This is a genomic window from Holzapfeliella sp. JNUCC 80, assembly GCF_053667655.1.
In genome coordinates, this window is sequence record NZ_CM132205.1 from 314,839 (window position 1) to 335,412 (window position 20,574).

At 35.9% G+C, this 20,574-nt stretch carries 16 protein-coding genes; 15 read left to right on the top strand and 1 reads right to left on the bottom strand.

Features of this window, described 5'->3' with window-relative positions; genetic code table 11:
- The first annotated feature begins 1 nt into the window (after position 1).
- Positions 2-640, top strand: a complete 639-nt coding sequence (locus JNUCC80_RS01625; protein ID WP_454153108.1) for an ABC transporter ATP-binding protein — start codon at positions 2-4, stop codon at positions 638-640.
- A 30-nt stretch (positions 641-670) separates the two neighbouring features.
- On the opposite strand, the gene JNUCC80_RS01630 is transcribed toward JNUCC80_RS01625, so the two are convergent.
- Positions 671-2,590 (bottom strand): ABC-F family ATP-binding cassette domain-containing protein, encoded by a 1,920-nt coding sequence (locus JNUCC80_RS01630; RefSeq protein ID WP_454153109.1) that lies wholly within the window; start codon positions 2,588-2,590, stop codon positions 671-673.
- A 189-nt stretch (positions 2,591-2,779) separates the two neighbouring features.
- On the opposite strand from JNUCC80_RS01630, the gene groES reads away from it, so the two are divergent.
- The 14 genes from groES (at position 2,780) to JNUCC80_RS01700 (ending at position 20,571) form a co-directional block, all read left to right on the top strand.
- The gene (groES, locus tag JNUCC80_RS01635) at positions 2,780-3,064 is read left to right on the top strand and encodes a co-chaperone GroES (protein WP_454153110.1); all 285 of its coding nucleotides are present in this window, start codon (positions 2,780-2,782) and stop codon (positions 3,062-3,064) included.
- A gap of 24 nt (positions 3,065-3,088) precedes the next feature.
- Positions 3,089-4,708 (top strand): chaperonin GroEL, encoded by a 1,620-nt coding sequence (gene groL, locus JNUCC80_RS01640; protein WP_454153111.1) that lies wholly within the window; start codon positions 3,089-3,091, stop codon positions 4,706-4,708.
- Between the two features lie 180 nt (positions 4,709-4,888).
- Positions 4,889-6,721, top strand: a complete 1,833-nt coding sequence (locus JNUCC80_RS01645; RefSeq protein ID WP_454143211.1) for an APC family permease — start codon at positions 4,889-4,891, stop codon at positions 6,719-6,721.
- An 83-nt stretch (positions 6,722-6,804) separates the two neighbouring features.
- Positions 6,805-9,393: a DNA mismatch repair protein MutS gene (gene mutS / locus JNUCC80_RS01650; protein ID WP_454153112.1), complete on the top strand. Its 2,589-nt coding sequence runs from the start codon at positions 6,805-6,807 to the stop codon at positions 9,391-9,393.
- 20 nt (positions 9,394-9,413) lie between these two features.
- The gene (gene mutL, locus JNUCC80_RS01655) at positions 9,414-11,309 is read left to right on the top strand and encodes a DNA mismatch repair endonuclease MutL (protein ID WP_454153113.1); all 1,896 of its coding nucleotides are present in this window, start codon (positions 9,414-9,416) and stop codon (positions 11,307-11,309) included.
- A gap of 2 nt (positions 11,310-11,311) precedes the next feature.
- The gene (gene ruvA / locus JNUCC80_RS01660; RefSeq protein WP_454153114.1) at positions 11,312-11,914 is read left to right on the top strand and encodes a Holliday junction branch migration protein RuvA; all 603 of its coding nucleotides are present in this window, start codon (positions 11,312-11,314) and stop codon (positions 11,912-11,914) included.
- Positions 11,915-11,928: 14 nt separating this feature from the next.
- Positions 11,929-12,930, top strand: a complete 1,002-nt coding sequence (gene ruvB / locus JNUCC80_RS01665; RefSeq protein ID WP_454153115.1) for a Holliday junction branch migration DNA helicase RuvB — start codon at positions 11,929-11,931, stop codon at positions 12,928-12,930.
- A 1-nt stretch (position 12,931) separates the two neighbouring features.
- On the top strand, positions 12,932-13,963 hold the full coding sequence (gene queA / locus JNUCC80_RS01670; protein WP_454153116.1) for a tRNA preQ1(34) S-adenosylmethionine ribosyltransferase-isomerase QueA: 1,032 nt from the start codon (positions 12,932-12,934) through the stop codon (positions 13,961-13,963).
- Between the two features lie 28 nt (positions 13,964-13,991).
- Positions 13,992-15,128, top strand: a complete 1,137-nt coding sequence (tgt, locus tag JNUCC80_RS01675) for a tRNA guanosine(34) transglycosylase Tgt (protein WP_454153117.1) — start codon at positions 13,992-13,994, stop codon at positions 15,126-15,128.
- Between the two features lie 26 nt (positions 15,129-15,154).
- On the top strand, positions 15,155-15,502 hold the full coding sequence (gene yajC, locus JNUCC80_RS01680) for a preprotein translocase subunit YajC (protein WP_454153118.1): 348 nt from the start codon (positions 15,155-15,157) through the stop codon (positions 15,500-15,502).
- A gap of 103 nt (positions 15,503-15,605) precedes the next feature.
- Positions 15,606-17,054: a glucose-6-phosphate dehydrogenase gene (zwf, locus tag JNUCC80_RS01685; protein WP_454153119.1), complete on the top strand. Its 1,449-nt coding sequence runs from the start codon at positions 15,606-15,608 to the stop codon at positions 17,052-17,054.
- A 50-nt stretch (positions 17,055-17,104) separates the two neighbouring features.
- Positions 17,105-18,232, top strand: coding sequence for a DNA polymerase IV (gene dinB, locus JNUCC80_RS01690; RefSeq protein WP_454153120.1), 1,128 nt, complete (start codon positions 17,105-17,107; stop codon positions 18,230-18,232).
- 33 nt (positions 18,233-18,265) lie between these two features.
- Positions 18,266-19,222 carry a DHH family phosphoesterase gene (locus tag JNUCC80_RS01695; RefSeq protein WP_454153121.1) on the top strand — a complete coding sequence of 319 codons (957 nt, stop codon included), beginning with the start codon at positions 18,266-18,268 and terminating at the stop codon, positions 19,220-19,222.
- 2 nt (positions 19,223-19,224) lie between these two features.
- Positions 19,225-20,571 (top strand): DEAD/DEAH box helicase, encoded by a 1,347-nt coding sequence (locus JNUCC80_RS01700; protein WP_454153122.1) that lies wholly within the window; start codon positions 19,225-19,227, stop codon positions 20,569-20,571.
- Positions 20,572-20,574: the final 3 nt, after the last annotated feature.

Here is a 20,574-nt window from a genome sequence, read left to right on the forward strand (position 1 = left end):
AATGATAAAAGTTGAAAATGTAACAAAGGATTTTGATAATCGTGAATTATTTACAAATTTAAATTTGAATTTTGAGAAGGGAAAAATCTATGCTTTAATCGGTCCGAGTGGAAGTGGAAAAACGACGTTACTCAACATGATTGGTCATTTAGAAAAGATTACAAAAGGCGATATCACTTATGATGGTCAGTCACTAAAGTCAATTTCTGCTCATCGTTACTTTAGAAATGAGTTAGGCTATTTGTTTCAAAATTTTGGATTGTTAGATGCTCAATCTATCAAAGATAACTTAGATTTAGGACTTGTAGGTCAAAAAATTAAAAAGCAAGAGAAAGTAGAAAGACAAAAATTAGCTCTAAAGCAAGTAAACTTAGATTACCTGAGTCTTAATCAAAAAATATTTGAATTATCTGGGGGAGAAGCTCAGCGTGTCGCTCTGGCAAAAGTGATTTTAAAAAATCCACCTCTTATTTTGGCTGATGAACCAACTGCAGCACTTGATCCTAAAAACGGACAAGAATTGATGGAGTTATTGCTCTCACTCAAAAATGATAATCGGACGATTATTATTGCAACACACAATCAAATGATTTGGGAAAATGCTGATGAAGTGATTGATTTAAGAAATTATCGTAATTAAAAAAGACAAGGACAGTTAGTCCTTGTCTTTTTATTCGTTTTCTTCTTGTTGAGTTAGCCAATATTCCCAATTGTCATTTTCGGTTGTCAATTTTTCATTGATTGCATCAATTTCTGACTGAAATTCTGACATTTTACTATAGTCTGTAGCATATTCAGGCTTAGCCATTTGTTCTTGGATAGCTGCAATTTCACTTTCGTATTTTTCAATATTTTCTTCAGCTTGGGCAATGCCACGCTCAATTTTACGAAGTTCAGCTTGGCGTTTCTTTTGTAGGGCATAGTCTTCTTTACCACCACTATTATTTTTAGTTGTCTTTTGTTGAAGGGCAATATCATCTGGCTTGATAATTTGTTCTTTCTTTTCCAAATAGTAATCGTAGTTACCATCGAAGACGTAAGCCTGATTATTTTTGACTTCAATTGTAGTTGTAGCTAGTTCGTTAATAAAGTAACGGTCATGGGATACAAAGACAAGTGTGCCATCAAAATCACGAAGTGCTTTTTCGAGAACTTCTTTTGCATCAATATCTAAGTGGTTAGTAGGCTCATCCATAATCAAGAAGTTGTGATTCTCCATTGATAAAACGGTCAAAGCAAGACGCGCACGCTGTCCACCTGAAAGTTGACCCACGCTTTTTTCGATATCATCAGCGCCGAACAAGAAACTCGCTAAGACACTTCTGATTTCTTTTTCGGGTGTTAAACGATGACGGTTCCAAACAGTATCAATAACTGTTTCTTTTGGATTAAATTGTGAGATTTCTTGATCATAAAAACCAACTGAAACGTTAGCACCAAACTTGTAGCTACCAGCAAGCGGTTCGAGCTGTTTAACTAAAGTTTTTAGTAGGGTACTTTTTCCAATTCCATTAGCTCCCAAGATAGCAACACGATTATGCTTGTTGACTTGTAAGTTAATGTCATTAATCATAGGTTCGTTTTTTTCGTATCCCACACTCATATGGTTAATAAGGAGAGCTTCTTTACCACTTTGCTTTTCAACATTAAATTTCATTGTCATTTGACTTTGATGTTTAGGGGGTTGAATGCGTTCCATTTTATCAAGTTGTTTACGACGACTTTGCGCACGTTTGGTTGTGGAAGCACGTACGATATTTTTTTGGATAAAGTCTTCTTGTTTTTTGATTTCAGCTTGTTGTTTTTCGTAAGCTTCTTGATTTTGACGATCCATTAATTCACGTTGCTCAACATATTTTGAGTAATTACCAGTAAAATGCGTTAACTTTTTGAAGCTTAATTCATAGATTTCAGTTGTAATAGCGTCTAAGAAGTACTGATCGTGAGAAACAGCTAAGATAGCACCTGAATAGTTTTTCAAGAAGGTTTCAAGCCAGGTTAAAGTGTCCACATCCAAGTGGTTAGTTGGTTCATCTAATACCAACAAGTCTGGCTTTTTAAGCAAGAGCTTCACAAAACCAAGTCTGGTTTTTTCACCACCTGATAATGTACTTATCTCTTGATGGTACGTTGATTCATCGAATTTAAACCCATTTAGTACCGTTTTAATATCGGTTTCGTAAGTAAAACCGCCATTAATTTGATAATCGTACTGCATTTGATCATAGCGTTGTAACAGCTCTTCATCTGGTTGAGATTGCTTAGCTAGCTGTTCTTGAACTTCAGTCATTTTATTACCTAGTTCAATTAAAGGGGTAAAAACTTGAAGCATTTCATCCCAGATAGTTTGATTAGTGTCAAAATTATGCTCTTGGGCAATGTAGCCAATTTCAATATTCTTAGGTGTCGAAATATGACCAAGTGAAGGCTCTTCTTGTCCTGTAATCATTTTGAGCAGTGTACTTTTACCTGCACCGTTTGGACCGACTAGACCAATACGGCTTTTATTTTGAATTTCGATATCTAGATTTTCAAATAACACATCACTACCAAAGTGGCGTGCTAATTGATGTCCTTGTAAGATAATCATTATTTCACCTCATTTTTATTCACTGTTTAGCATATCATAATTCGGTGCTTGATAAGGGATTTTAACCAATTTTTAGCATTCTACTTTTTTTCTGCTAAAAACTTGCACTTTTTCATAAAGATGATATTATTTATTTAGAAGTTAGCACTTGATAAATAAGAGTGCTAATTATTGTAGGAGGGAAATTAAATGTTAAAACCTATTGCTGATCGCGTGATTTTAAAAGTTAAAGAAGATGAAGAAGAAACAGTTGGAGGTATTGTACTAGCAAGCAGTGCTCAAGACAAACCTCAAGTTGGTGAAGTTATCGCCGTTGGGCAAGGTGCTCGAACTCGTGACGGTCAAAGATTACCATTGACTGTTAAAGTTGGAGATAACGTTTATTACGATAAATACGCAGGTACAACTTTAAAATATGAAAATGAAGATTATTTAGTATTAAAAGAAAACGATATTTTAGCAATTATTGATTAATTTTTTTAATGAGGTGAAGTTAAAATGGCAAAAGAAATTAAATTTTCAGAAGATGCACGTCGTGCAATGTTACGTGGTGTTAACAAATTAGCTGACACCGTTAAAGCAACAATTGGACCAAAAGGTCGCAATGTTGTGTTAGAAAAAAGCTATGGTTCTCCAGAAATTACTAATGATGGGGTAACGATTGCTAAATCAATCGAATTAGCAGACCACTTTGAAAACATGGGAGCTAAATTAGTAGCTGAAGTGGCTTCAAAAACGAATGATATTGCAGGGGACGGGACAACAACCGCTACTGTTTTGGCACAAGCAATTATTCAAGAAGGACTAAAAAATGTTACTTCTGGTGCTAACCCTGTGGGTATTCGCCAAGGAATTGAATTAGCTACTAAAAAAGCAGTTGAAGAACTACATAAAATGTCACACAAAGTGGCTAATAAAGATGAAATCGCACAAGTTGCGTCAATCTCAGCAGCTAATGAACAAGTTGGACGTTTGATTGCAGATGCGATGGAAAAAGTTGGTAATGATGGTGTTATCACAATTGAAGAGTCAAAAGGAATTGAAACAGAATTAAGTGTGGTTGAAGGGATGCAATTTGACCGTGGTTACCTCTCACAATACATGGTAACTGATAACGATAAAATGGAAGCAGATCTTGATAACCCTTACATCTTAGTTACTGATAAGAAAATTTCAAATATTCAAGAAATCTTGCCTTTATTACAAGAAATCGTTCAACAAGGTAAAGCCTTGATGATTATTGCCGACGATATTGATGGTGAAGCGCTTCCAACACTTGTTTTGAACAAAATCCGTGGAACTTTCAATGTTGTTGCAGTTAAAGCACCAGGATTTGGTGATCGTCGCAAAGAACAACTAGCTGATATTGCTGCACTTACTGGTGCAACAGTTATTACAGAAGACTTGGGATTAGAATTAAAAGATACAAAACTAGATCAACTCGGACAAGCAGGTCGCGTTACTGTAACCAAAGATAATACAACAATTGTTGAAGGTGCAGGCGATAAAGAAGCTATTACAGAACGTGTTAATACATTGAAGAAACAAATTGCTGATTCAACTTCAGACTTTGACCGTGAAAAACTACAAGAACGTCTAGCAAAATTAGCTGGAGGTGTTGCTGTAATTAAAGTTGGTGCAGCAACTGAAACCGAATTAAAAGAACGCAAATACCGTATTGAAGATGCACTAAATGCTACGCGTGCAGCTGTTGAAGAAGGTTACGTTGCTGGTGGTGGTACTGCACTTGCTAACGCTGTCAAAGCTGTTGCTTCTCTTGAAGAAACTGGCGATGTTCAAACTGGTATCAACATTGTTAAAGCAGCGCTTGAAGCACCTGTTCGTCAAATTGTAACGAATGCAGGTCTTGAAGGTTCTGTTATTGTAGAACGTTTGAACAATGAAGATCCAGAAGTGGGTTATGACCCTGTAACTGACAAATGGACTAGTATGATTGAAGCTGGAATCATTGATCCAACTAAAGTAACACGCTCAGCATTACAAAATGCCGCATCTGTTGCTGCGTTAATGTTAACAACTGAAGCTGTTGTAACTGAAGTTGAAAAAGACAGTGAAGAAAGTCATCAACCTATGAACCCAGGAATGGGTATGATGTAACCTATTAATTTTATAAAAAGAAGCCTATGGAAGTTAAAACTTGCCGTAGGCTTTTTTGTGTGTCACAATAGCGCTGATATAAATGTTAAATTTTTTTAAAATTTATGGTAGATTTTATTTATCAAATAGCGTAATATTTGTGAAGTTATTGAAAAAGTTCATTATGTGGAGGTGCCCGTGATGGGACAATTTAAACGTTTGATTTTAGGAAAACCTTTGAAATCAAATGAAGAAGGCGACCAAAAGCTAACGAGATTCAAAGCACTTGCAATGTTGAGTTCAGATGCTTTATCTAGTGTGGCTTATGGTACTGAAGAAATTGTAATGGTGCTGGTAACACTTTCTGCAGCCGCAATATGGTATTCACTACCAATTGCCTTTTTTGTTTTAGTGTTACTACTATCCTTAACTATTTCTTACCGTCAAATTATTCATGCCTACCCAGATGGTGGTGGGGCCTACAAGGTATCTAGTGATAACTTAGGGAAATCATCAGGATTAGTTGCTGGTGGTGCACTATTAATCGACTATATATTAACGGTAGCGGTTAGTGTTTCGGCTGGTTCTGAAGCGATTACCTCAGCAATACCGGCTCTCTACGGGCATCAAGTTGCAATCGCAATTACAATTATTGTTATTTTAACTGTCTTAAACCTACGTGGATTAAGTGAATCTGCTAATTTCTTAATGATTCCGGTTTATCTTTTCATTGGGTCAATTTTACTCATGATTGGTGTGGGATTATTCAAAATTATGTCAGGTCAAATTCCTTATCACGCTGCATCTCCTGTTGGTGGTGTTGTGCCAGGGATAACGGCAGCTTTAGTTTTAAAAGCTTTCTCAAGTGGGTCATCATCATTAACTGGTGTTGAAGCAATTTCAAATGCGGTGCCATTTTTCAAGAAGCCTCGCGCTAAAAATGCCGCTGGAACTTTAACTATTATGGCTGTTATCTTGGGGATTTTCTTTGCGGGTATCACATTCTTAAACTATTGGTACGGTATCGTACCTGAAGAAAAAGTAACCGTACTTTCTCAAGTTGCTGCCAGAACATTTGGTGGCGAAAACATTTTCTATTACATTATTCAATTTGCGACTGCCTTTATTTTGGCTGTTGCAGCTAATACTGGATTTTCAGCATTCCCAGTGTTGTCATCAAATCTAGCCAAGGATAAGTTCTTACCACATAACTATATGGATCGTGGTGATCGACTAGCATACTCAAATGGTATTTTAACGCTAGCAATCGGCTCAATTATTTTAATTACACTATTTGGTGGAGTAACTTCAAAATTAATCCCACTGTATGCAGCAGGAGTGTTTATTCCATTTACGCTGTCACAAAGTGGTATGATTGTAAAATGGTATAAAGAAAAGCCTAAACATTGGATGGCAAAAGCATTTGCTAACTTTGTTGGGGCATTTATCTCTTTTGCAATTTTGATGATTTTAATTGTCTTTCGTCTAGGCGAAATTTGGCCACTATTCGTGATTATGCCATTCTTAGTTTGGTTCTTCTACAAAATTAGAAACCACTATGAAAACGTTGCCGAACAGTTACGACTAGAACAAGAAGGTGCTAAATATCACCATTATGATGGCTCAACAGTTATTGTGCTAGTTTCAAATGTTACACAAGTGACGAAGGGTGCAATTGCTTACGCACAATCAATTGGAGATTATGTAATTGCGATGCATGTTTCAATGGACGAAAATCCAGACAAAGAACGTGAAACGCAAGAACAGTTTAGAAAAGACTTCCCGAATATCCGTTTCGTGGATGTTCATTCATCTTACCGTTCAGTTATTAAACCTGTTGTTAGGTTTACTGGTGTGATATCAAAAAATGCACAGCAACGTAACTTTTCAACTACAGTGTTGATTCCACAGTTTGTTCCAAACAAACAATGGCAATTTGCATTGCATAATCAGACAGCATTAAGATTGAGACAAGCCTTTAGCAAACATGAAAATATCATTGTTTCAACTTATAGCTATCATCTAAAAAAATAAATTAATCTGTTAAATAAGGGACATAAATTGTTCCTTATTTTTTGTTATAATTAAAGTGAAAATAAAAAAGGGAAACGATAACTATGGCAAAATCACAAACTCCAATGATGAAACAATATTATGAAATCAAAGAAAAGTATGCGGATGCATTTTTATTTTATCGTGTCGGTGACTTTTACGAACTTTTTGAAGAAGATGCGGTTTTAGGTGCAAAGTTACTAGAATTAACGTTAACTTACCGCAACAAAAATACCGAAAATAGAATACCAATGGCAGGAATGCCACATCATGCCATTCAAAATTATATTGATAGTTTAGTTGATAAAGGTTATAAAGTGGCAATTTGTGATCAAGTTGAAGACCCAAAAGATGCCCAAGGAATGGTTAAACGAGAAGTCGTGCAATTGATTACACCAGGGACTATGATGGATGAAAAACCAGAACAGGCTACTCAAAATAACTATTTGACTTCTGTTACTTTTGAAAAAGAAGCATATGGCTTGAGTTACTCGGATTTGGCAACAGGTGAAGTCCAAACCACTCACTTTGATTCATTTGAAGAAGTATTTAATGAATTGCTATCACTACAAACAAAAGAAGTAATTTGGTCTGGTGAACTCACACAAGCTCAGCAGTCGATATTAAAAAAAGCTAATATTTTAGTATCAGCTCCTGTAACTGAGTCACAAGGCGTGAGTGAACAGGAATTTGTCATTCAACGATTAAATAATCATAGTGAGTTGTCAGCTACAAGACAGCTTATTCAGTACATTGTTGAAACTCAAAAACGCCAACTTGCTCATTTGCAAATCGCAAAGAGCTATGAAGCAAAATCATATTTGCAAATGAGTCATATTGTTAAACAAAATCTTGAGGTCACACAATCTAGTAAAAATCATAAGAAAATGGGGTCACTATACTGGTTAATGGATAAGACCAAAACAGCTATGGGAAGCCGACTATTGAAGCATTGGCTAGAACGCCCACTAGTGTTAGAAAAAGATATTCAATATCGTCAAAATATGGTTCAAGCTTTACTTGATGACTTCTTTATTAGAGAAGAAATTAGTGATGCGCTCAAAAATGTTTATGATTTAGAACGTTTAACTGGACGGGTTGCTTTTGGAAACATTAATGGTCGTCAAATGCGTCAATTAGGGCAGTCATTGAGTCAAATTCCAAAAATTATTCAGTTATTGGACAGCTCAGATAATGAGTTTTTACAAAAATATGCAGATGAAATAGTCGACTTATCTGATTTAGGTCATAAAATTCTAACGGCTATTGTTGATGATCCACCAATATTAATTACCGAAGGTGGCTTAATTAAAGAAGGCTTTGATCAACAACTAGATGACTATTATCATGCCATGCATAATGGGACAAAATGGTTAGCCGATTTGGAACGAAAAGAAAAAGAAGCCACAAATATTCCAAGTCTAAAAATTGGTTATAACAAAGTTTTTGGCTATTACTTGGAAGTAACCAATACGCATAAGGACAAAGTACCTGAACGTTATGAACGAAAACAAACACTTTCTAATTCTGAACGATACTTAACGCCAGAATTAAAGGAAATGCAAACTTTGATTTTGCAAGCACAAACGAATTCCGTTGATTATCAATATGAATTATTTGTTGCTTTACGTGATGAAGTCAAAAGTCATATTAAATTGCTACAGCAACTATCTCATAGTATTTCGGCTTTAGATGTTTTAACTAGTTTCAGTATTTTAGCTGAAGATAAGAGATTAGTTAGACCTCAATTGACAACCGACCATGTTATTGAAGTACAAGATGGGCGCCACCCAGTCGTAGAGGCTGTTTTGGAAAATGATCAATATATCCCTAACAATATTGAAATGGGTGAGGATACCGATATTTTCCTAATAACAGGTCCTAACATGTCCGGTAAAAGTACCTATATGCGACAGATGGCATTGATTGCGATTATGAATCAAGTTGGATCATTTGTACCAGCTTTATCAGCCAAATTGCCCATTTTTGACAAGGTATTTACGCGTATTGGTGCGGCAGATGATTTGATTTCAGGACAATCTACTTTTATGGTTGAAATGAATGAAGCAAATCAAGCCTTAAAGAACGCGACTTCTAAATCATTAATCTTGTTTGATGAAATTGGAAGAGGGACTGCTACTTATGACGGCATGTCTCTAGCAGGTGCTATTATTAAATACTTGCACCAAAAAGTAGGTGCTAAAACGTTGTTTGCGACTCACTATCATGAATTGACCACTTTAGACCAAGAGTTACCACATCTTAAAAATGTTCACGTTGGTGCTAGTGAAAAAGATGGCAAATTAACATTCTTACACAAGATTATTGCAGGTCCAGCTGATCAATCTTATGGGATACATGTTGCTAAATTAGCAGGATTACCTGAAGAAGTTATTAATCAAGCTAATGAAATGCTACAAGAATTTGAAAGCCAAGATGTGCACCAAGGTAGTCAAGATTATGACAATCAAATGGACTTATTTAAACCTGAACCAGTTGTTGAAAAAACGCAAACCAAAGTGCAAAGTGACAGTATAACAAAAATCGATAATCAAATTATTGATGAAATTAAATCTGTCAATTTAATGAATAAAACACCATTTGAATTAATGAATCTAATTAATGACTGGCAACAACAATTGTCCAAAGATTAGCAAAAGTAAGGAGTTGCAAGATGACACAAATTAGAGAACTTTCTCAAAAATTAAGTGATCAAATTGCTGCGGGTGAAGTAATCGAGCGACCTAGTTCAGTTGTTAAAGAACTGGTTGAAAACGCGATAGATGCTAACGCAACTGAAATTGATGTTACGTTTTTGGAAGGTGGACTGAAACAAATTATCGTCTCTGATAATGGATTGGGAATTGCAGAAGATGATTTACCTTTAGCATTTAAACGTCATGCGACAAGTAAGATAACGACAACAGACGATTTGTTTAATATTTTAACATTGGGTTTTAGAGGCGAGGCATTATCAAGTATTGCGGCTGTTTCACAAGTTGAGATTTTAACAAATACCGGTGAGACTCAAGGTGTCAAAGCCAAAATATCGAACGGTGAAATCAAGTCCAAAGAGCCAATTGCTGCCAAAAAAGGAACGCAAGTGGTTGTGAATGATTTATTTTATAATACGCCGGCAAGGCTAAAGTATCTAAAATCACAAAAGACAGAAATTGCTAAGATGATTGATGTTGTCAATCAACTAGCTCTAAGTTATCCTAACTTATCATTTCGATTGTTTAATGGATCAAAAAGAGTTAGCCAAACAACAGGAGATGGCGATTTAAAAAAGAATATTGCCAATATCTATGGTCGTCAAATTGCGCAGAAGATGATTCCATTTTCATCAGAAAATATGGATTTTGAAATTTTAGGTTATTTATCATTACCTGAAATGACACGATCGAACCGTAACTATATGTCGATATTATTAAATGGTCGATTTATCAAAAACTATCAATTATCGAGAAGTATCATCAGTGGCTATGGTAGTAAACTAATGGTAGGAAGATTTCCAGTTGTTGTGTTGAATATCAAGATGGACGCAAATTTGGTCGATGTCAACGTGCACCCAACTAAACAAGAAGTTCGTCTTTCAAAAGAAGCCCAATTAAAAGAGTTAATTGAGCAAACTTTTAAGCAAACACTTGCAAAGAACAACTTGGTTCAAGATGGTCTCGAAAACCTAGTTCGACCAGCTAAATCTCAGCCTACTTATCAGCAGACAGATTTGACCTTATCAAAAAATAAACCGCGTCAGTTCAACTATCCAAATGGTCAAAAGTATTATCAAATCGAAGAAGCCGACGAGTCTTTTGAAATTAATGAAAATGATAAAGTTAAATTATCGAAAACTTGGAATGAAAATGTTAAAGTGCAAGTTCAAACGCATCCCTTTGAAGAGGAAACTAAAACAGATCAACCGTTAGAAGCAGTACAAGAAACGAAAACATCGTCATTTCCAGACTTATACTTTGTAGGGCAGGTACATTTAACCTATTTAATCGCACAAAGTGATGACGGGATGTATCTAGTTGATCAACATGCTGCTCAAGAGCGTTTGAACTATGAAAAATATCGTGAAACGATTGCTGAAGTCTCAAATGACCAACAAACATTTTTAACACCAATGACACTTGAATTGTCTAGTTCAGATTATTTAAAGGTTCAAAACTATCTAAAAGAACTGCAAACGCTAGGAATTGAGTTACGCCCATTTGGGGGAAATACGTTTATTATTAATTCGCACCCAACATGGATGGTTGAAAATCAAGAAAGTTTGATTCGAGAAATGATTGATGCCATTTTAGATAATCCAAAACTAACTTTAAAACAGTTTAGAGAAAAAACAGCAATTATGATGAGTTGTAAAAATGCAATTAAAGCCAATCATTATATTAAACCGTCAGAGGCACAGTCATTACTTGATCAACTTTCTCAAGCAAAGAATCCGTATAACTGTCCTCATGGTCGGCCCGTGCTTATTCATTTCAGCCAAACTGATATTGAAAAAATGTTCCGTCGCATTCAGCAAAGCCATCAACGCGATGATGGCGAAATAGGAGAATAATAATGTATGAATATTTAAAAGGGACAATTGTCTCAATTAAGCCCGAGTATATTGTGCTCGAAAATAATGGGGTTGGGTATCTTGTTTTGACACCGTATCCTTATCACTACAAGCAAGATGAGTCCGCACAGATTTTTATTGAACAAATTGTAAGAGAAAGCGAACTGACATTATATGGTTTTAAGAGCTTAGAAGATAAGCAATTGTTTAATTTGTTAAATCGTGTTAGTGGGATAGGACCACGCAGTGCTTTAGCAATTATGGCTAGTGAAGATGTCAGTGGACTTGCTGAAGCTGTTGACTCAGGAGATATCAAATATTTAATGAAATTTCCTGGTATTGGTAAGAAAACCGCTTCGCAAATTGTACTTGATTTACAAGGTAAAATGGCAATTTATCAAGATGATTTATTTACAATTTCAGATAAATCAGATAGTCAACTAACTTCAAGTTCAAAAGAATTCGATGAAAGCTTGCAAGCACTACAAGCATTAGGTTATACCCAACGTGAAATTGATAAAATTAGTCCAAAATTAAAACAAGCTCAACTGAATAAAGTTGATGAATACGTTAAAGAAGGGCTTAAACTACTACTAAAAAAATAGAAAGGAGTTAACCTGTGAGTGATCGATTAATTAATCAAGAAGCGACCCAAGATGACAAGAACCTTGAGCTTTCTTTAAGACCACAGTACTTAAACCAATACATTGGTCAACATAAAGTGAAAGATGAGTTGTCAATTTATATTCAAGCCGCAAAGAAAAGACAAGAGTCATTAGATCATGTTTTACTTTATGGCCCACCAGGATTAGGTAAAACAACGTTAGCTTTTGTAATTGCTAATGAGTTGGATGTTAAATTACGCAGTACAACAGGACCTGCTATCGAAAAAGCAGGTGACTTGGTGGCATTATTAACGGAACTTAATCCAGGAGATGTGTTATTTATTGATGAGATTCATCGACTTCCTAAAACAGTTGAGGAAGTTTTGTACTCAGCTATGGAAGATTTCTATATTGATATCATTATTGGTCAAGGTGAGGGGACTCATCCTGTTCACATTCCACTACCACCTTTCACCTTGATTGGTGCAACAACTAGAGCTGGGCAATTATCCGCTCCATTAAGAGATCGTTTTGGAATTATAGAACATATGAATTATTACGAAGAAGAAGATTTACAGCATATTATTGAGCGTTCCTCTTTAGTTTTTAATTCTAAAATTAGTGAAGCTGCTGCTCACGAGCTATCAAAACGTTCAAGAGGAACCCCTCGTATTAGTAACCGTTTATTAAAGCGAGTGCGTGACTTTGCCGAAGTTAAAGAAGAAGTAGAAATTAGTCTAGCAACAACACAGCAAGCCTTGGATCAGTTGGAAGTTGATGAAGCAGGACTTGATCAAGTTGACCGCAAGTTGTTAATGATGATGATTGAAACCTATCAGGGTGGTCCTGTCGGCATCAAAACACTAGCAGCTAATATCGGTGAAGATCAAGAAACCGTTGAAACTATTTACGAACCTTATTTACTACAAAAAGAGTTTATTAAAAGAACACCTAGAGGACGTTCGGTTACTGCCAAGGCCTATGATCATTTAGGTATTAAATTAACGGAGAGATAACATGCAATCAATAGATGAATTTGATTATGAATTGCCAGAAGAACTTATTGCGCAAACCCCACTTGATCAAAGAGATCATTCTCGACTATTAACCTTGAATCATCAAACGGGTGAGTTGAATGACCGTCATTTTTATGACTTAATTGATGAATTGCAAGCAGGCGATGTTTTGGTGATGAATAATTCACGAGTTTTGCCTGCGCGATTATATGGTCAAAAAGCTAAAACCCATGGTCATATTGAATTATTATTGTTAGCACAAGAGCAAGGTGATAATTGGGAAGTTTTAATCAAACCAGCACGTAAAATTCATGTGGGTGATGAACTAGAATTTGGTGACGGTCAGTTGACCGCAGTAGTTAACGAAAGACGCGAGAAAGGTAAATTTCAAATCGAGTTTTCGTACGAAGGAATCTTTTTAGAAGTACTTGAACAGCTTGGTCAAATGCCATTGCCGCCTTATATCAAAGAACACTTGGAAGATAATGACCGCTACCAAACTGTCTATGCTAAGGAAAATGGTTCAGCAGCAGCACCGACAGCAGGGCTGCATTTCACTCCTGATTTATTAGCTAGGATTGAACAAAAAGGCATTCACTTAGCTTATGTGACGTTACATGTTGGACTGGGCACTTTTAGACCGGTTGTCTTTAGTGATATTGATGAACATAAAATGCATCGTGAGTTTTACCAATTGGATGATGACAATGCTAAGCTAATTAGTCAGGCTAAAGCAGAAGGTAGACGTGTTATCGCTGTTGGTACAACGACCATTCGGACACTCGAAACCATTGCCAGTCGCTTTGATGGCGAGGTAAAAGCTGATAGTGGTTGGACTGATATTTTTATTAAACCAGGTTATGAGTTTAAAGCCGTCGATGCTTTTGTTACTAATTTTCACTTACCAAAATCTACTTTGGTGATGCTTGTGGCGAGCTTTACGGGTAGAGATAATATTTTGAATGCTTATCGTCATGCTGTAGAAGCACGTTATCGCTTTTTCAGTTTTGGGGATGCAATGTTTATTTATTAATTAAAAACAGAATAGGAATAATAAATTAATGGCAGCAATTGAATATAAATTATTACATGTTGATAAACAAACAGGCGCACGTTTAGGAGAGGTTAAAACACCGCATGGCACCTTTCAAACACCAATTTTTATGCCTGTAGGAACACAAGCAACTGTCAAAACAATGTCACCAGAAGACTTAGAAAAAGTGGGTGCCCAAATTATTTTGGCAAACAATTACCACTTGTGGCTAAGACCTGGTGAAGAAATTGTTAAAGAAGCTGGCGGATTGCATAAGTTTATGAACTGGAATCACCCAATTTTAACTGATTCTGGCGGATTTCAGGCCTTTTCTTTAACTGATAACGTGAAGTTTAATGAGGAAGGTATCTCCTTCAAAAATCATTTATCAGGAAAGCCAATGTTTTTATCACCTGAAAAAGCAATTCAAGTGGAAAACGACTTAGGTGCCGATATTATTATGAGTTTGGACATGCTAACGGATTTCCATAGTGATTATGCCGAGATGCAAAAAGCAGTGAATCGCACAACTCGCTGGGCTGAACGTGGTCTTAAAGCTCATAAAAATCCAGACACCCAAGCATTGTTTGGTATTGTTCAAGGTGGCGGGTATGAAGATTTGCGTAAGCAAAGTGCACGTGATCTTGTAAGTCTAGATTTTCCTGGGTATTCAATCGGAGGATTGAGTGTCGGTGAAACAAAAGAAGAAATGAATCAAGTTCTTGATTACATTGTGCCAGAGTTACCTGAAGATAAGCCACGTTACTTAATGGGTGTTGGGACACCGGATGCTTTGATTGATGGTGTAATTCGTGGTGTTGATATGTTTGACTGTGTCTTGCCAACAAGAATTGCACGTAATGGGACAGTCATGACTTCAAAAGGCCGTCTTGTTATCAAAAATGCGGCTTATGCACGTGACTTTGGTCCAATGGATGATAATTGTGATTGTTATGCTTGTCGCAATTATTCAAGAGCGTACATTCGTCACTTGCTAAAAGCAAAAGAATCTTTTGGAATTCATCTAACTAGTTATCATAACCTTTATTTTCTGTTAGACTTAATGAAGCAGGTTCGTGAAGCTATAAAAAATGACCGTTTAGCTGATTTTAGGGCTGAATTTTTTGAAAATTACGGTTATAATAGTAAACATATGAACTTTTAGTAAGAAAAATTAGACGAGGTGCCCTTATGGATTATAGTATTATTATTTTGATATTGATTGCAGTTGGATTTTACTTCTTTATGATTCGTCCAGCTCAAAAGCAACAAAAAGAACGTCAAGAAAAAATGTCAGCAATGAAAAAAGGTGACAAAATCATCACAATCGGCGGTCTTCATGGTGTAATTGAAAGCATCAACGAAGATGGCAAAACAATCACAATTGATGCCGATAACTTATTTTTAACATTTGAACGTAGCGCTATTCGCCAAGTAACTCCAGGTGAAGAAGTTCAAACAACAACTGAAGATGATGAAACAAAAGAATTAGATACAAAAAAAGAAACAACTAAAGAAGACCAAGAAAAAGAAGATTAGTCGTTTGAGGAAAACACCTAAGGGTGTTTTTTCTTTTTAAAACAGGTACAATACGCCTAGAGACCTATAAGAATGTATGAACTTCGATGAGGGAGTGAAAACTATGAAAAAAAACTTACCCGTTTTGTTTGTGATTTTTGGTGGTTCAGGAGACTTAGCCCATCGCAAACTTTATCCAGCCCTATTTAATTTGTTCCGTAAGGGTGCACTTCAAGAAAATTTTGCTGTTGTTGGAACAGCTAGACGTCCTTGGAGTGACGATTATTTTCAAGAAACGGTTCGTCAAGCCATTATCGAAAATGTTCAAAATGTTGACGATAAAGTGGTCGCAGATTTTAGTCACCACTTTTTCTATCAGTCACATGATGTGATCGATGAAAGTCACTATATTGAACTGAATGACAAAATTGAACAATTAGAAGCAAAATTTGATACCCAAGGTAACCGTACGTTTTATCTAGCAATGTCACCACAATTCTTTGGCACTATTTCACAACATTTAAAAGCTCAAAACTTGGTGACAGACAGTGGCTATAATCGTTTAGTAGTCGAAAAGCCATTTGGACACGATCTTGAAAGCGCTAAAGTATTGAACCAACAAATTGGAAATTCTTTTGCAGAACAAGATGTCTATCGTATTGACCATTACTTAGGTAAACAAATGGTCCAAAATATTATGTACTTGAGATTGACTAATCCATTATTTGAATCTATTTGGAATAGTGACCACATCAAAAATGTCCAAATCACATTAGCTGAAAGTTTAGGCGTTGAAAATCGTGGTGGTTATTATGAAACAGCGGGAGCTTTGAGAGATATGGTGCAAAATCATATTTTCCAAATCGCGTCACAGGTTGCAATGAAAAAACCCGCTTCATTAACATCAACAGATATTCATCAAGCTAAACAAGATGTGTTAAACAGTATTCAAATGTATGATTCAGATCAAGTTAACCGTTACTTTGTACGTGGTCAGTATCAAGGAGATGGCTCTGAAAAAAGTTATCTTGAAGAAGAACAAGTTTCACCTAATTCAAAAGTGGAAACCTTTGTTGCAGGTAAGTTGATGTTTGATCAAGGTCCTTTACAAAACGTGCCTTTTTATGTTCGTACAGGTAAAAAGCTATCTCAAAAAACAACGCGTGTTGATTTAGTTTTGAAATCATCACATGAGTTGTTCGAACAAAATCAAGATAATATTATTTCAATTGAAATCGATCCGGAAAACAAATTAACGGTCACTTTAAATGGTAAGCAATTATCACAAACTGATTTATCAAATCTACAAATGAAATTTGCTTATTCAAAAGATGAAGTTGCACAAATTCCAGATGCTTATGAAAAATTGTTTTATGATTTCTTAATTGGAGATAGAACAAACTTTGTTCACTGGCATGAAGTGAAGACAACGTGGGAATTTATTGATCAAATTGAAAAAACTTGGCAAGAAGATGCTCAAAAACCATTTGCTTATCAAAGTGGTTCAATGGGTCCAAAAGAGGTTTCACGAATTTTTGAAGGAACAACTGATAGTTGGGTATTTGAAGGTTAAAACTGGCTTTTTTAAGTCAGTTTTTTTGTCTGATATGAGGAATTAAAATTGTGGCAATACAAGATTGGTTACCTAAAAATAAAACAAATCGAAAAATCATTCATTTAGATATGGATGCATTCTACGCATCTGTTGAAGAGTTATCAAATCCAGCTTTAAAGCAAAAAGCGTTAGTTGTAGCACATGATCCACGAAAAAATAATGGACATGGTGTCATCACAACTAGTAATTACCATGCTAGAAAATATGGTGTTTTCTCAGCAATGCCAGCAACGAAAGCAATTGAAAAAATACCCAAAAATGAATTGGTTTTTGTAACCCCATACTTTAAAAAGTACCGCAAGGTGTCAAACCAAATTCATCAAATATTTCAAGAAGTCACTGACTTGGTTGAAACCGTTGCTTTTGACGAAGCTTACTTAGATGTGACTCAAAATAAACTGGGCAGTGACAAAACGACCATTGATCTTGCCAGTTATTTACAAAAAAGAATTCTAAAGGCGACAGGATTAACTTGTTCTGTGGGCATTTCTTATAATAAATTTTTAGCTAAACTAGGGTCAGAATATGCTAAGCCATTTGGCCGGACGATTATTTTGCCAGAAGTGGCTCAGCAATTTTTGAAAGATTATCCGATTGAGAAATTTCCAGGTGTTGGCAAAAAAACATTAACCCGCTTGCACGACTATGATATCTATACACACGAGGACTTAATCAATGTAAACATTCATGACTTCTTACGGGAATTCAAGCGTGCAGGGTATGACTTATTGCAACGTGCTTTTGGAATTGATTTAAGACCTGTTAAAGCAAATCGTTTGCGTAAGTCTTACGGAAAAGAATCTACTTTTTTGGAACCGATTCATACTAAAATCAAAGCTAAAAGAATGTTAAAATCATATTGTGATGAAATTCAAAATCAACTAACTTCAGAACGTCTAAAGGCCCATACGGTTGTTTTTAAAATTAGAGATGTTGATTTTAATACATCAACTAGACGACAAACTTTAACACAAGCAGAAGATCAAAGTGCTCAGTTCTATCAAGTGGCTTGTCAGCTACTCGATGAATTTGAGTCGGAATTGTCTGTAGGTGTCAGGTTGTTAGGCGTTTCTGTTACAAATATCTTAGATTTTGAAATTGAATCGATGTCATTGCCGTTATTTCAAACGCGATAAAATAATCACAAATGAATAGCTGAGGAGAATTGTATGCAAAAAGTAACTGAAATATTAAACTTAATTGAACAGTATCAAACAATCATTGTGCACCGTCATGAAAATCCAGATCCAGATGCACTAGGATCCCAAGGTGGCCTAGTGGGTGCAATTAAAGCTGGATTCCCAGACAAAAAAGTTTTAAAAGCGGGTGGAGAAGTAGGAGACTTGGCCTGGTTTTCAACAATGGATGACGTGACCAAGGCTGATTATGAAGGTGCATTAGTTATCATTGTTGATACAGCTAATCGTCCAAGAATTAGCGGTGAATACTATGATTTAGGAAAAGCACTAGTCAAAATCGATCACCATCCTAATGACGATGTTTATGGCGATATTGATGATGTTGATACCACTGCCTCTAGCTGTTCTGAAATGATTACTGAATTTATTCTTGCATCTAATGGTAAATTAGTATTAAATCAAGAAGTTGCTAAATTATTGTATGGTGGTATTGTAGGCGACACAGGACGCTTTTTGTTTAACAACACCACTCCTCATACCTTAAAAATGGCACAAGCTTTACTTGAAACAGGTATTGATCACAGTAAAATATCACGTACGCTTTCTGAAGTTACTTTTAAACAAGCAAAATTACAGAACTTTGCATTAGAGTTATTGACGATTGATGAAGTGGGGATGGGTTCTATCACCATTACAAAAGAGCTGATGGCTAAGTTAGATATTACTTTCCAACAGGCAAAGGCTGCTGTTTCAACACCAGGTCGCTTAAAAGAAATTAAAGCTTGGGTAACTTTCGTTGAACAAGAAGATAGTGAATTCCGTGTTCACTTGCGTTCAAAGGGAACGATTATTAATGAAATTGCTAAAAAACATGAAGGTGGCGGACATCCACTAGCTTCTGGAGCCATCGCTAAAGATGAAGCTGAAATGAAACAAATTGAAACTGAATTGCATCATGCAATTGAAAACTATAGTAACGAGGACTAAAAATGATAAGTATTTTTGAAAATGACTATTTAACTGATGCAGTTAAAAATGGGTTAGTTGAAATCGGATTTAAAAAACCAACGCCAGTTCAGACTCGCGTTATTCCAAAACTCTTAAAACGCCAAAGTGCTGTGGTTCAAGCACAAACTGGTTCAGGTAAAACTCACGCTTTCTTGGTACCGCTAGTTAATAATCTAGACGCAGACATGAAGCAATTACAAGCAATTGTAACTGCACCAAGTCGTGAACTTGCTCAACAAATTCACAAAAATTTAGAGCAATTATTACAAGCATCAGGTTTAGATGCTAAAGCGCAACTTCTAGTTGGTGGTTCAGATCGCCAAAAACAAATCAAAAAAGTTGAAAGCCAACCTCAAGTGGTTGTGGGGACACCAGGTCGTATTTTAGATTTTGCTGAAAAGAAAATTCTAAACTTAGATAACGTTCAAGCATTTGTTATTGATGAAGCAGATATGACACTTGATTTAGGTTTCTTAGATGATGTTGATAAAATCGCATCAAGATTACCACTTAAACTCTCAATGAGCGTTTTTTCAGCAACAATCCCAGCTAAGTTAAAACCATTTTTAACAAAATATATGGGACACCCTGACTACATTACAATTGATAATCCAGAGATTATTTCCCCAACAATTCAAAATGATTTAATTGAAGTTGACGGTAAAAATCCAAATGCGACAATTTATCAGTTGCTAACAATGGGACAGCCTTACTTAGCGTTGATTTTTGCTAATACCAAGACACGTGTTGATGAAATTCATCACTACTTGAGTTCTCAAGGACTTCAAGTTGCTAAAATTCATGGTGGCATTACAACCCGTGAAAGAAAACGTGTGATGCGACAAGTTCAAAACCTTGAATATCAATACGTTGTGGCAACTGACTTAGCGGCTCGTGGAATCGACATCGAAGGGGTTAGTCACGTTATTAATGCAGAACTGCCTAAAGATTTAGAATTCTTTATTCACCGTGTTGGTCGTACAGGTCGTAACCAAATGTCAGGAACAGCGATTACATTGATTGAACATCGCCAGTTAAACTTAGTCGCTGAACTTGAAAAAATGGGGATTAAATTTGCGCCTAAAAAGATTGAAAAAGGACAATTAGTTGATGCAACTAGCCGTCACCGTCGTACTGATCGTCAATCTAAGCAAGAAAAATTAGATCCAAAAATTCGTGGTTTTGTTAAAAAAGCAAAAGTTAAGAAAAAGCCAGGTTACAAGAAGAAAATTAGAGCTGAAATTGAAAATGATGCACGTCAAAAGAGAAAACTAGAAGTTCGTCGTAAAAAGCGTCAAACTCGTCGTGACCGCAAAAATCAAAATTGACAT

Bases quoted from the DNA above. Each gene is read 5' to 3' on its own strand.
- JNUCC80_RS01625 (WP_454153108.1), top strand. From the start codon at position 2: ATGATAAAAGTTGAAAATGTAACAAAGGATTTTGATAATCGTGAATTA.
- JNUCC80_RS01630 (WP_454153109.1), bottom strand. From the start codon at position 2,590: ATGATTATCTTACAAGGACATCAATTAGCACGCCACTTTGGTAGTGAT.
- groES (WP_454153110.1), top strand. From the start codon at position 2,780: ATGTTAAAACCTATTGCTGATCGCGTGATTTTAAAAGTTAAAGAAGAT.
- groL (WP_454153111.1), top strand. From the start codon at position 3,089: ATGGCAAAAGAAATTAAATTTTCAGAAGATGCACGTCGTGCAATGTTA.
- JNUCC80_RS01645 (WP_454143211.1), top strand. From the start codon at position 4,889: ATGGGACAATTTAAACGTTTGATTTTAGGAAAACCTTTGAAATCAAAT.
- mutS (WP_454153112.1), top strand. From the start codon at position 6,805: ATGGCAAAATCACAAACTCCAATGATGAAACAATATTATGAAATCAAA.
- mutL (WP_454153113.1), top strand. From the start codon at position 9,414: ATGACACAAATTAGAGAACTTTCTCAAAAATTAAGTGATCAAATTGCT.
- ruvA (WP_454153114.1), top strand. From the start codon at position 11,312: ATGTATGAATATTTAAAAGGGACAATTGTCTCAATTAAGCCCGAGTAT.
- queA (WP_454153116.1), top strand. From the start codon at position 12,932: ATGCAATCAATAGATGAATTTGATTATGAATTGCCAGAAGAACTTATT.
- tgt (WP_454153117.1), top strand. From the start codon at position 13,992: ATGGCAGCAATTGAATATAAATTATTACATGTTGATAAACAAACAGGC.
- yajC (WP_454153118.1), top strand. From the start codon at position 15,155: ATGGATTATAGTATTATTATTTTGATATTGATTGCAGTTGGATTTTAC.
- zwf (WP_454153119.1), top strand. From the start codon at position 15,606: ATGAAAAAAAACTTACCCGTTTTGTTTGTGATTTTTGGTGGTTCAGGA.
- JNUCC80_RS01695 (WP_454153121.1), top strand. From the start codon at position 18,266: ATGCAAAAAGTAACTGAAATATTAAACTTAATTGAACAGTATCAAACA.
- JNUCC80_RS01700 (WP_454153122.1), top strand. From the start codon at position 19,225: ATGATAAGTATTTTTGAAAATGACTATTTAACTGATGCAGTTAAAAAT.